We start from the raw sequence: 12648 nt of genomic DNA, 5'->3' as shown, positions 1-12648 counted from the left end.
GTTATGAAATAACAGCTAGAATATCACTTTCTCGTAGAATCAAATATTCTTTCCCGCCGTATTTCACTTCTGTTCCAGCAAACTTAGAGAAAATAATGCGGTCTCCTTCAGACACTTCCAGTGCAATCTTTTCACCACTGTCTGTTACACGGCCAGAACCTACTGCTACTACATTACCTTCTTGTGGTTTTTCCTGTGCAGAGTCTGGAAGTACAATTCCGCTTGCTGTTGTTTCTTCTTGCTCTACAAGTTCGATAACAACACGATCTCCTAATGGTTTAATCATCTAGAACTCCTCCTTGATTCTAAAGTTTTTATATTTTTGTTAGCACTCACTTCGCTCGAGTGCTAACTCCAATTATTATAATAAGTAATAAGTCAAAAAAATGCAAGCGATGTATGTTTAATTTTTGTGATTTTCTATTTTTAACTGGAAAAGGAGCTGGAAATAGATATTAATAAGGATTTGAACATATAATTGGGTAAAGATAAGAATGTAATGGGACAAATGCTCTGACCCCATGTCCCGATTTATGTTAAAATACATTTATGTGAATTTATCACGGATTAACGATCTGTAATAGCCCCACTTCTAAACATGAGGGAAACCCGATATGTGAAGGTGGGGGATAAACAGTCCGTAAATCCCTGATTCTGTTCAACCAACATTCAGGGGGTAAAGAACGCCCACTGAATGAAGTTTCACTTTATATAGAAGGAGTCGTTGGGTTTGCCGAAAAGATATTGGTATGTGATTGTGACGTATTTGGTTATGCAGTTTTCCGCCCTTCCGGTAGCGTTGTATATGGAATTATATTTCCCCGAAAGTTATTCACAAAATATGATTTATTGGTCGATTTTTAGTTTTACTGCTGGACTGCTCGTTACGTTATGGCTAATGAGGCCAGACATGAAAATGCCAGCACACCGGGATGCTTCCCCCGTTTCTTCCGTTATCCTTTGGTCCATATTTGGGGTGTTTCTAGCCTTCTTTGCTCAAACAATTGCAGCAATGATTGAAATCTTTATTTTCGGCATCCCAGCAGGATCGGAGAACACAATGGGGATTATGGAATATGCCCGGGCAAATATGCTCTTCATTTTGATTCCAGCAATTATTGCGCCAATCCTTGAAGAGATCATTTTTAGAAAGATTATTTTCGGTAGTCTCTATAAGCGCATGAACTTCTTTTTCGCCGCTATACTATCAGCACTCGTCTTTGCTGCTTTTCATGTAGACTTTTCCCATCTTCTTATGTATACAGCAATGGGACTCGTATTTGCTTTCCTTTATGTAAAAACAAAACGGATTATCGTTCCGATTATCGTCCATGCAGGGATGAACTCTTACGTTGTTTATAAGCAGTATAACTTAACACCAGAAGAAATCCAAAAAATGATTGATCAGCTTGAACAGTTGCAGACAATTTTGTTGAGCTGGGTATGAAAAAAAGCGGGATCCTGACGGACTATTCAAACGTCATCTCCCGCTTTTTTATTATATTTCATTTAACATCGTAATGATTTCATCCGTATCTTCAATCATTTCTTCCATTACCGTATAGCGTACAAGATATAAGTCCTCATCTTTAACGAAAATGCGGCCGATTTCTTCTTGATTTGGTTCTTTTGCATCCCCATCTACACGGAATTGGTACATGACTTCACTTTCCGTTGCATAGAGACGTTCAAAATCAAATTCTCCTGTTGTCATATCTTGTAAGCTTAGCTCCAGCACATCAATGAAATTCGCAAGCCCGCTTCGTTCATTACCATCTTCATAATAATCATAGGTGATGATTGCACTGTAATTCCCTAAGGTTTCCGCAACCGGAATGTATTCAGCGGTTGCTTCCCCTTCCGCTTCATCATAAGCGGCAAGCATCCATTCTTCCTCATCAAAAGGAGTAGGAAGACTAGAAATTACTTCCACATAATCTCCAGTCATCTCAACCTCTTCTCTTTCCTCAGGCAGTGGATTGACTTCGAAGATTTCCGACTCATAAATTTTCCATTTACCGTCGTCTGGACGAAGAATATGTTCTCCTCTTGTTTCGTTGTTCTCGAAGTCGCCTGAATCTTTTTCAATCGTACGTTGTGTATAGTGGACGACAGCTTCATCCTCAGATTGTTCTTTCATCTCAAGATCTGCCAACTCGATATCCAATGAATACTCAAAGAACTCAGTGATCGTCTCCTTTGTTGATTCATAAGCAGGAGATTCCCCGTGGATTGTCTCCATATAACCGTCCAAGTCCTTTGCCATCAACGCTTCAACATTATCCTCAAGGACAGCAAAAAATACATCCTCCCCTGCTTCAACCTCTTGCTCTGATTCCGTTTCTTTCTCCTCTGTATTATTCGAGCAAGCTGCTAAAAACAGACAGGAGAGTAAAAGCAATACTCCTGTCCATATTTTACGATTCAACACGTTTTCCCACGCCCCTACTATTTTCTCCCGTTTCACTATCTTTCTTGTTTCTTTATCACGTATTAACGGTCTGTAATACCCCCACCTCTAAACATGAGGGAAGCCCAATATGTAAAGGGGATAAACAGTCCGTAAATACCTGATTCTGTTCAACTAACATTCAGTGGGAGGTAAGGAATTCCCCACTGAATAAAGTTTCACTTTATGTGTGCTCTATTTTGATTGCAATGGATAATGCTTCAAAAAGTAAACAAGTGCCTGTAGTTCAACCGCTAAATCGATATGATGAACGCGCACATCTTCCGGTACTGTAATACGAACAGGTGTGAAGTTCAAGATTCCTTCAATCCCTGCTTTAACTAATTTTTCTGTAATAACATCAGCTTCCGATACAGGTACAGTGAGGATCGCGACAGAGATTCCCTCAATTCTCTCCATCATTTCATCTATCCCGTAAACTGGAACACCCCCGACAATTTGACCGATTTTCTCTTCATCACTATCGAAGGCCATTTTGATTTGGATATTATTATTTTTCGTAAAGTTATAATTTAAAAAGGCGGTACCTAGATTACCGACACCGATTAAAGCAACCTCTGTCGTTTCATGTTGGTCGAGTGTACTGCGGAAAAATCCGAGCAAGTATTCGACATTATAGCCGTAACCTTTCTTTCCTAAAGCGCCGAAGTATGAAAAGTCACGACGGATTGTAGCGGAGTCAACTTTGATTGCTTCTGATAGTTCCTTTGAAGAAACCCGTTTTTTCCCTTGTCGATTCAGATTATTTAAATAGCGATAATATAACGGAAGCCGCTTTGCTGTTGCTTGTGGTATTTTGTTTTGTCTCATATCTGTTCCTCATTTCATTAATAACAATAATAATAGTTATACTTATGTCTATTCTACCAGAAAACGAGCGAAATGTCGTGATTATTTTCACATATAATTTCCTTCTCCTGCTTTTTGCGTTACAATACATATAATGGGGTGAATGTATGATTTTAATGCAAATGAATGGACTTTCGAAATCCTTTGGTTCGGAAACCATTTTATCAAATGTAAAACTTGAAATTAAAGATCTTGATCGAATAGCAATTGTTGGGAGAAACGGGGCTGGGAAATCTACTTTATTAAAAATAATGGCCGGCGAACTTTCTTATGATACCGGGGAACTTATTAAGCCGAAAGAACTTACTATCGGCTACCTTTCACAACATATGGAATTAAAATCCGGCAAGACAATCTGGAATGAGCTTGTCACCGTATTCGACCATTTAAAACAACAAGAAGAAAATTTACGGAAGATAGAAGAGAAATTGCAAGATACTGAGAAGCTTTCAAATGATGAATATCAAAGTTTACTATCAGAGTATGATCGCCTGCAGCACGCTTACGAGACCGGTGGCGGCTATACGTATGAAGCTGAGATTAAGGCAGTATTGAATGGACTCAATTTCCAGGACTATGATTACCATACAATGATTAGTGAACTTAGTGGCGGCCAAAAAACAAGGCTCGCTCTCGGCAAGCTGCTCCTGCAAAAGCCACAACTCCTGCTTCTTGATGAACCGACCAACCATTTAGATATTGAAACATTAGGCTGGCTCGAATCCTATTTAAGCGGGTATCCAGGAGCAGTTGTCATTGTTTCCCATGATCGCTACTTCCTTGATAAAACCGTATCCCTCGTCTATGAAATTTCAAGACATGAGACGAAGAAATATCACGGGACATATAGTAAATTTCTCGAACAAAAAGCAGCCGACTACGAACGGGAACGGAAAGAATTTGAAAAGCAGCAAACAGAAATTAAACGGATGGAAGATTTCGTCCAACGTAATATCGCCCGTGCCTCTACTACGAAACGGGCGCAAAGCAGACGGAAACAGCTTGAACGAATGGAACGGGTGAACAGACCGCTTGGAGACGAGGCTTCTATGTCCTTCTCTTTCGATATAGAAAGAAGAAGTGGAAATGATGTCTTGAAAATAGAAGACCTTTCCCTCCGCTATCCGGATGAAGATGAATATACCTTCAAGCAAGCAAACCTCCGCCTCACCCGCGGCGAACGGGTTGTCCTTATTGGACCGAACGGGGTTGGTAAAACGAGTTTACTTAAGATTCTTATCGGCAAGCTCCAGGCAACGAACGGGTCCTTTGAACTGGGGACAAATGTGAAAATCGGCTACTATGATCAGGAACAGGCGAATCTTTCCTCCAATAAAACAGTCCTGCAGGAATTATGGGATGAATACCCGCTTGTAATGGAAAAAGATATCCGCACGGTACTAGGCAATTTCTTATTTAGTGGAGATGACGTTTTAAAAACGGTCGATCAGTTAAGTGGTGGAGAGAAAGCGAGGCTCGCCCTGGCAAAACTAATGATGCAGAAGGCTAACCTGCTTATACTTGATGAGCCGACAAACCATCTGGACATCGACAGTAAGGAAGTGCTGGAAGCAGCATTAATGGACTATCCTGGTACAATCCTCTTTGTTTCCCATGACCGTTATTTCATTAATCGCATTACAGACCAAGTCGCGAAAATGAGCAAGAACGGGATTAAAGTATACCTAGGGGACTATGATTACTATCTTGAAAAAATAGAAGAAGAAAAAGAGTTCATTAAACTTTCCAAGGAAAAAACAGACAAGCCAAAGATCGATAACAGACGCAGGAGCTTTCAGGAAGAAAAACAGCTGCAAAGTGAGAACAGAAGAAAAGAAAGAAAAATAGCCCAGCTTGAAGTAGCAATTGAAGAAAAAGAATTGGATATCGCAAGGCTCGAGGAGGAAATGACGAAACCTGAAGTCTTCCAAGATCATGAAAAAGCATTAGAATTAACGAAAAAAGTTGATGGGATGAATCAAGAATTGGAAAAACTAATGGAAGAATGGGCCAATTTACAAGATGGATAGAAACTGGAGGTTGGCCTTATGACAATAGCAATAACGACACTTATTATTCTTATTTTAATTAACGCATTTTTTGCCGCTTCTGAAATTGCATTAATCGGATTGAATGATAATAAAGTAAAACAGCAAGCAGAAGCTGGGCATAAGAAATTTATCCTGTTATTTAATTTAATCTCTGAACCGAGCCGTTTTTTAAGCACGATTCAAATTGGGATTACAATGGCAGGCTTTCTTGCCAGTGCCTTTGCGGCCGATTTCTTCGCAGGCCCACTTACCGCATGGTTGAATACACTCGGTTTACCGCTTCCCTATTCGACATTAAACACCGTGAGTGTCATCCTGATTACGATGCTTTTATCTTACTTTACGCTCGTTCTCGGTGAACTTGTACCGAAGAAGCTTGCCCTGCAGAAATCGGAACAAATATCTCTTGCGGTGGCGAGACCATTGACCGGCTTATTTACGATTTTTTCTCCCCTTGTAAAATTCCTTACCTTTTCAACGAATGGGTTTGTTCGCCTCTTAGGTGCTGACCCGCATGCTAAGGATGAGGATATTACCGAGGAAGAGATTCGTATGATGGTCGATGTCGGGGGTGAACGTGGTACAATTCAACGGTTAGAAAAAGCGATGATTAACCGGATTTTTGAGTTCAATGATAAAAGTGTCTCAAATATCATTACCCACCGGATTGACATGGCAGCCCTACCAGTTGAGGCCACACTAGAGGAAACAATAAAAGAGATTAATGAGCACCCATACAGCAGATTACCTATTTATGATGGGGGTGTGGATAACATTATCGGCATCCTGCATGCGAAAGACCTATTCCGCTATCTTGATCAATTCAGTCACACGGATTTTTCTTTAAAAAACGTCATGCGGAAACCGTATTTCGTCATTGAAACACGCAAGATTGATGAATTGTTTGCCAGTATGAAAAAACAAAATATCCATATTGCGATTGTCCTTGATGAATACGGTGGGACAGAAGGTTTAGTAACGATCGAGGATATTATTGAAGAAATCGTCGGAGAAATTTCAAGTGAAGACATTCTTTTCCACACACAGTTAGGAGCAAACGAAGAATTCCAAGAAATCGGTACGAATGAGTATGTAGTTAAAGGTACAATCGGCTTATACCAATTGGATGAAATGCTTGCCATCGGATTACCAATTCATGAGTTTGATACATTAAATGGATTTCTTATCCATGAACTTGGACATATACCATCCTCTGATGAGGAAGTTGTCATCCCTTATAACAAAGCTGAATTTAAAGCGACGAAAATAGGTGAAAATCGGATTGAAGAAGTGTTTATTACGATGCAAATAACTACGAGAAAGAGTTAAAAAACAATTCTTCTTCGTTTTCCTGCCACCTATGAATTAAAAAATGAGCACTCTCTTGGAGAGTGCTCATTTTTTATTTAAATAAATAATCATTCTGTATCGTATATTCCACAGCAATCCGGTAAATGAGTCCCACTCCAAGCATTGTTGCCATCACGGAACTTCCACCATAACTAATGAGTGGCAATGGAATACCTGTTACTGGCATAACCCCGATTGTCATACCAATGTTCTGAAACACATGGACAAGTATCAAACTCAAGAAGCCAAAACAGAAATACGAAGCGAAAGAAACAAACTTATACATATTTAAGCCCAGTGTTACGAGCTTATAAAGCAATAGAAAGTATAAAAGAATCACAAAAGAACCGCCAATAAATCCGAATGTCTCTCCGATGATGGAGAAAATAAAATCAGTCTGCGCTTCCGGATAATATACTTCTGCCCCACCAAGGCCTTTCCCTGTTAATTGTCCAGAACCAAGTCCCATATAGGCCCGGTCAAAATGCCAGTTGGCCGATTCAGTTGACTGGGTGGGATCAAACCACGTCAGAATACGGTCGATTTGATAATGTCTGCTCGGACCTGCAATCAATTTAGCTAGTGCCGGAAATTGTACGATAAAGATAAGTAAACCACTTAAAAATGTACCAACAATCGCTACTAGACTAAGAATGATCTTCCAGCTGATCCCAGCAAAAATGATCATCATCCCGAGAATGAATAAATAAACCATCGCTGTACCAAAGTCGGGTTGCAACATAATCAAGCCGACTGGAAGCAGCGTAACCCCAACCATTTTCAGTAAGAGCATCGTATCTGACTTTAACGTGCTCTCTTCAAATTTTTGCTTATGTTTACTAATCACAACCGATAAATATAATATCGTCGTCAATTTAACGAATTCAGCCGGTTGAATGGATACTCCTGGTATTACTGCGTTGAACCAGCTTTTCGCACCATTTACCGAATAAGCGATGGAAGATGGGCTCACATATAAAATAACTAATGCTAAAATACCAGCAGCATATATATATACGGCACCCTTATACAATTGTTCCATATCCAAAAATTGTACCGATACAGCAAACAGTAGTCCTACAGAGAACCAGACAATCTGCTTCATAACAAAATTCTCTTCTGCATATTGTTCAAACTGAGCTGCATTGTATATCGCAATAAGACTTGTCACCATAAATAAAACGATTAAAATCAATAAATCGGCTTGCACAAAGTAGGACTGTTTTTTTGTCATAGCTGCTTCACCATACTTCTTTTCTAAAATCTATCTTTCCCCAACTATTATCCACACACTTTTGAAAGAATAAAGTTGTTCACAATGGTCATCAACAAAGCCATCCACATTATCCACAAAAAATATGCTTTTTTATCCTGTTTTTATTCACAATACGAACAGCGTCATACAAAGGTTTCAACATTATATCCACAAGGCTGTGAATAAGAGCGAGTAAACTCCACAGTTGGTTAGGGATTTCTCTCTTGTTATATAAGCTCGAGAGAGGGATTGGCGTTCAAATCAAGGCAGTCCCGCTTTCCTTGTTCAAAAGCAATGGTTCCTGCAGCAGCAATCATTGCAGCATTATCCGTACATAACGATAACGGTGGAATTAATAGTGGAATTTCTGCTCGTTCGAACTGGGTTTGCATTTCTGCACGCAAGCCACGGTTTGCTGCAACCCCGCCTGCGACAATTACTTGCTTCACGTTTTTTTCCTTGGCAGCACGCAATGTTTTTGTGGTTAACACTTCAATCACACTCGCCTGAAAGCTTGCTGCAATATCCTCTTTCTTTAATGTTTCTCCGCGTTGTTTCGCATTGTGAATCTTGTTGATAACAGCAGATTTTAATCCACTGAAACTGAAATCATAGCTGTCCTCACTGAGCCACGCCCGCGGGAAATCGATTGTTTCCTCCCCTAGAGCAGCTAACCGGTCGATCTCTGGCCCGCCTGGATATGGTAAATCCAACATTCTTGCAACCTTATCATAAGCTTCTCCAGCGGCGTCATCGAGTGTCTCGCCAATCAGTTTAAAATCGCCATGTTCCTTCATTAAAACAAGTTCTGTATGACCACCAGAAACGATTAAGGCAAGCAATGGAAATTCAAATTCCCGCTCGAATCGATTCGCATAAATATGTCCCGCAATATGCTGGACCCCGACTAAAGGCTTTTGTTTCGCAAAGGCAAGTGCTTTTGCAGTATTGACACCTACAAGCAAGGCACCGACAAGTCCAGGCCCTTCCGTTACTGCAATTGCATCAATATCCTCCCATTCCACTTTCGCTTCTTCAATCGCTTCTTCAAGTACCATCGTCATCTGTTCCACATGATGGCGAGAAGCTATCTCTGGGACAACTCCACCGAAACGTTTATGGCTTTCAATTTGAGAAGCAACAACGTCTGAAAGTATTTCCGTCCCATTCTTTACTAAAGCAACCGCAGTTTCGTCACAGCTCGTCTCGATACCTAAGATAATTTTATCATTTTTCATTTTAAACTCACCCACATTACAAGTGCATCTTCCTGATCATCTGTATAGTAATTCTTTCGGATGCCTCCAGGAAGAAGCCCGAATTTACGGTACATTTTTTGTGCCACTACATTGGAAACCCGCACTTCTAACGAAAGCTGCACGGCCCCAACACGAATTGCCGTCATCATCAGGTGATGGAATAATTGTTCACCTAGCTTCTTCCCGCGATACTCAGGTAGAATAGCAATATTTGTGATTTGTGCCTCATCAATGACAATCCACATCCCGGCATAACCGATAACCTCACCATCATAATCGACAACAAAATATAAAGCATGCCTATTATCTGTTAATTCATGATAAAAGATATCCGATGTCCAAGGAACAGGAAAGGAAGATTTCTCTACTTCCAGTACACCGGGTACGTCTTCAATTTCCATTTTTCGTATCGTAATTTTAGTCATTGCTTTCTTTTTCCTTTTGTTGTTTTAACCAGTTCGCTTCCGCCTCGGCCAAACGTAAGTAATTCGGTGCAAGTCCATGAATATTATCCGGCTCCATCGTCATACTTGCAAGGCCAAGATGGGCTGGATTAGTTATATGGTAAGGACCTTCTGGAATCACAGCTAGCTCGCCCATTGTTTCTATAATTTGTTCTTTAAATGCCGAAACATCTGGACTTAAAAATAATACAGATTTACCTTTTTCCTTTAAATCTTCCAGGATATTTACAAATGGGGTGTTCTGATCAGGAACGGGATTCGTTATGTTTCCGCCCTCCCATTCATAAATTCCTGTATAAACAAGCCCCCTGCGCGCATCAAAAAACGGGCAAACTAACCCGTCAAAAAAACGCCCCTGGTAACTGAGTGCCTCTAGACTTGAAACACCAACAACAGGAGTCCCAAGCGCCCAGGCAAGTGTCTTTGCCGTTGTTAGGCCAATTCGTACTCCAGTGTAAGAGCCCGGACCTTTCGCAACGGCTATCCGGTCTAATTCTTCGACACGCATCCCCACTTCTGCCATCAACTTATCAATTGCTGGCATTAACCGAACCGAGTGGTTTTTCGTCAAATTTGTCATGATTTGCCCAATCACCTGATCGTTTTTCATGATGGCAACGCCGAGGACATGATTTGATGTATCAATGACAAGTAAATTCATATTTTGGTTACCCCTAATCCTTCATCTCATGTAAGATGCTACTATAATGATCACCAAACGCTTTTAACTTCAATTTCCTTGTTTGGTCATCATCCGTATATTCAATATTAATTTCCAAGCGTTCTTCAGGTAAATAGTCTTCAATAAACTTCGCCCATTCAACAACAGAAACGCCGTCACCATGAAAGTATTCCGAAAATCCGATATCTTCATCTGAATCTTCCAACCGGTATACATCCATATGATATAAAGGAATTCTTCCCTTATATTGCTTAACGATTGTAAATGTAGGACTGTTTACATTACGTGTAATCCCAAGTCCTTTTGCCAACCCTTTAGTAAAAGTTGTTTTTCCAGAGCCCAACTCACCTTCTAAGGTAAGTGTATCACCTGGTCGTAAAAAATTAGCGAGCTTCATCGCAATCTTTTCTGTTTCTTCATGGGAATGGGCAATTAATTCTACCACACTCAAATGTTCCACCTACTTTAAATGTGTATATCCTTCTTTTTGCAACTTGGTCATATTCCCGTTCTTCTTAAGATATACAGCATGCTCATCTTTATTAATCACATGACCAATTTCAGTCACTTGAAGATTTAATTTTTCCGCTGCCTGTTGAACTGTCTGCCAATCCTTTTTTGCAACCGTACCGACAAGTTCAAAATCTTCCCCACCAAAATACTTCCACTTTTCCTGAAGTCCCATGGGAAATGCAGCAAGCCCGGGATGAACGGGTATTTTTTTATCATCCAAGATAATCGAAACATGAGACGCTTCAGCAATCTCATAAGCCTCATTGCCAAGACCATCGCTTATATCATTTAATGCTAATCGCTTTATACTCCCAAGCGAACTAGCAAAAGCTATCCTAGGAACAGGAAGTTGATGTCTGTTAATGAAATACTGCCTATGGACACTCTCCAAGTCATGTTGCAAAATATATAAACCTGCCTGGGAATCACCTAACGTTCCTGTGACAAATACAATATCATCCACTTCCGCCAGATTTCTATATCTGGCTTTCCCCTGTTCGATTTGACCAATAACTGTAACAGATAAAACAAGCTCATTACCCGATACCGTATCACCGCCAATTAAATCAGCATTATAACGATCAGCCAAATGTTTCATTCCATTAAATATTTCACCCAGCTTCGACTCTTTCATTCTGTGCGGTACAACAATCGAAACTAAATAATACATAGGTAACGCGCCCATTGCGGCAAGATCACTGAAATTTGCAGCCAACGCACGGTAACCTAATCGAAAAAGATCCGTCGTTTTTTCCGTAAAATGAACTCCTTCAACAAATGTATCTACAGCAATTGCAAGCTCCCCGGCTGCCTCACGGAAAACAGCGGTATCGTCTCCAATCCCCCGTTGCAAGGATGCTTGCTTGTATGTTTTTTGTTTTTGTTTAATCGCTTCTATTAAGGAAAACTCGTCCATAGCCTTCACCTTTTCATCTATTTACATTATCTATCATAGCAAAATACGATGTAAAAAGAAATATTCGAGATGTTTCTTACGCCCTCATTAACGATATATTTTCGATAAATTACTTAAAAACAAAAAAACAAGATTTCTTATTCGAAATCCTGTGCAAATAAACTATGTGTAATGGCGGTCCGGACGGGACTCGAACCCGCGACCTCCTGCGTGACAGGCAGGCATTCTAACCAACTGAACTACCGGACCCTAATTTTATTTTTTTAAAAAATTAAATGTTATTTGGTTGCGGGGGCAGGATTTGAACCTGCGACCTTTGGGTTATGAGCCCAACGAGCTACCGGACTGCTCCACCCCGCGATAGTGTAAAATATGCAATTGTGATTCATGCATAATAAAGGAATAAAGGACTGTTCGTCGTGTCTTGGGGTAATTCGGAGAAGCTTACACTCCTCACAAAGCCTATTCAGAGATGTTTCTCAATGATGTTACGGCTTTACTCCACACCGCGATAATAGAAAATATGCAATTATGATTCATGCATAATAATTAAAATCTGCCTGGCAACGTCCTACTCTTGCAGAGACAAAGTCTCAACTACCATCGGCGCTGGAAAGCTTAACTGCTGTGTTCGGTATGGGAACAGGTGTGACCTCTCCGCCATCGTTACCAGACATATACTACATTATAACAAAATATAATCCTAATGCAAGTTTATATTTATACCCTGAAAACTAAATAAGAGTAGATCACGACATCAAAATAGAAGTTAGTTAAGTCCTCGATCGATTAGTATTCGTCAGCTCCACATGTCACCATGCTTCTACCTCGAACCTATC

General features: G+C 40.3%; 12 protein-coding genes, 2 tRNA genes and 1 rRNA gene. 3 read left to right on the top strand and 12 right to left on the bottom strand.

The window, feature by feature from the left end:
- Window position 1: 1 nt before the first annotated feature.
- Window positions 2-286 (bottom strand): co-chaperone GroES, encoded by a 285-nt coding sequence (gene groES, locus GN217_RS12015; protein WP_156856926.1) that lies wholly within the window; start codon window positions 284-286, stop codon window positions 2-4.
- 444 nt (window positions 287-730) lie between these two features.
- On the opposite strand from groES, the gene GN217_RS12010 reads away from it, so the two are divergent.
- Window positions 731-1447: a CPBP family intramembrane glutamic endopeptidase gene (locus GN217_RS12010; protein WP_156856925.1), complete on the top strand. Its 717-nt coding sequence runs from the start codon at window positions 731-733 to the stop codon at window positions 1445-1447.
- Between the two features lie 51 nt (window positions 1448-1498).
- On the opposite strand, the gene GN217_RS12005 is transcribed toward GN217_RS12010, so the two are convergent.
- Together GN217_RS12005 and GN217_RS12000 are read right to left on the bottom strand one after the other, a co-directional pair.
- Window positions 1499-2428 (bottom strand): Cif family virulence factor, encoded by a 930-nt coding sequence (locus tag GN217_RS12005; RefSeq protein WP_156856924.1) that lies wholly within the window; start codon window positions 2426-2428, stop codon window positions 1499-1501.
- Window positions 2429-2644: 216 nt separating this feature from the next.
- On the bottom strand, window positions 2645-3280 hold the full coding sequence (locus GN217_RS12000) for a redox-sensing transcriptional repressor Rex (protein WP_156856923.1): 636 nt from the start codon (window positions 3278-3280) through the stop codon (window positions 2645-2647).
- A 146-nt stretch (window positions 3281-3426) separates the two neighbouring features.
- On the opposite strand from GN217_RS12000, the gene GN217_RS11995 reads away from it, so the two are divergent.
- Window positions 3427-5349 carry an ABC-F family ATP-binding cassette domain-containing protein gene (locus GN217_RS11995; protein WP_156856922.1) on the top strand — a complete coding sequence of 641 codons (1923 nt, stop codon included), beginning with the start codon at window positions 3427-3429 and terminating at the stop codon, window positions 5347-5349.
- 18 nt (window positions 5350-5367) lie between these two features.
- On the top strand, window positions 5368-6699 hold the full coding sequence (locus GN217_RS11990) for a hemolysin family protein (RefSeq protein WP_156856921.1): 1332 nt from the start codon (window positions 5368-5370) through the stop codon (window positions 6697-6699).
- Window positions 6700-6772: 73 nt separating this feature from the next.
- On the opposite strand, the gene GN217_RS11985 is transcribed toward GN217_RS11990, so the two are convergent.
- The 9 genes from GN217_RS11985 to rrf form a co-directional block, all read right to left on the bottom strand.
- Window positions 6773-7954, bottom strand: coding sequence for an FtsW/RodA/SpoVE family cell cycle protein (locus GN217_RS11985; RefSeq protein ID WP_156856920.1), 1182 nt, complete (start codon window positions 7952-7954; stop codon window positions 6773-6775).
- 248 nt (window positions 7955-8202) lie between these two features.
- Window positions 8203-9213, bottom strand: a complete 1011-nt coding sequence (gene tsaD, locus GN217_RS11980) for a tRNA (adenosine(37)-N6)-threonylcarbamoyltransferase complex transferase subunit TsaD (protein WP_156856919.1) — start codon at window positions 9211-9213, stop codon at window positions 8203-8205.
- A complete protein-coding gene (gene rimI, locus GN217_RS11975; RefSeq protein WP_156856918.1) occupies window positions 9210-9659 on the bottom strand; it encodes a ribosomal protein S18-alanine N-acetyltransferase in 450 nt (149 codons plus the stop codon). The genes tsaD and rimI overlap by 4 nt, the downstream gene beginning before the upstream one ends.
- The gene (gene tsaB / locus GN217_RS11970) at window positions 9652-10359 is read right to left on the bottom strand and encodes a tRNA (adenosine(37)-N6)-threonylcarbamoyltransferase complex dimerization subunit type 1 TsaB (RefSeq protein ID WP_156856917.1); all 708 of its coding nucleotides are present in this window, start codon (window positions 10357-10359) and stop codon (window positions 9652-9654) included. Before tsaB ends, rimI begins: the two co-directional genes overlap by 8 nt.
- A 13-nt stretch (window positions 10360-10372) precedes the next feature.
- Window positions 10373-10777 carry a tRNA (adenosine(37)-N6)-threonylcarbamoyltransferase complex ATPase subunit type 1 TsaE gene (gene tsaE / locus GN217_RS11965; protein ID WP_370459774.1) on the bottom strand — a complete coding sequence of 135 codons (405 nt, stop codon included), beginning with the start codon at window positions 10775-10777 and terminating at the stop codon, window positions 10373-10375.
- Window positions 10778-10840: 63 nt separating this feature from the next.
- A complete protein-coding gene (gene thiL, locus GN217_RS11960) occupies window positions 10841-11809 on the bottom strand; it encodes a thiamine-phosphate kinase (RefSeq protein ID WP_156856915.1) in 969 nt (322 codons plus the stop codon).
- A gap of 172 nt (window positions 11810-11981) precedes the next feature.
- Window positions 11982-12058: transfer RNA gene (locus tag GN217_RS11955), tRNA-Asp, on the bottom strand.
- A 34-nt stretch (window positions 12059-12092) separates the two neighbouring features.
- Window positions 12093-12169, bottom strand: a tRNA-Met gene (locus GN217_RS11950).
- 198 nt (window positions 12170-12367) lie between these two features.
- Window positions 12368-12483 (bottom strand): 5S ribosomal RNA (gene rrf / locus GN217_RS11945).
- Between the last annotated feature and the right edge of the window lie 165 nt (window positions 12484-12648).

Source organism: Oceanobacillus sp. AG (assembly GCF_009746545.1).
Taxonomy (GTDB): domain Bacteria; phylum Bacillota; class Bacilli; order Bacillales; family Amphibacillaceae; genus Oceanobacillus; species Oceanobacillus indicireducens.
The sequence above is the reverse complement of the archived record's forward strand: the minus strand, read 5'-3'. Positions and strand labels throughout refer to the sequence as shown.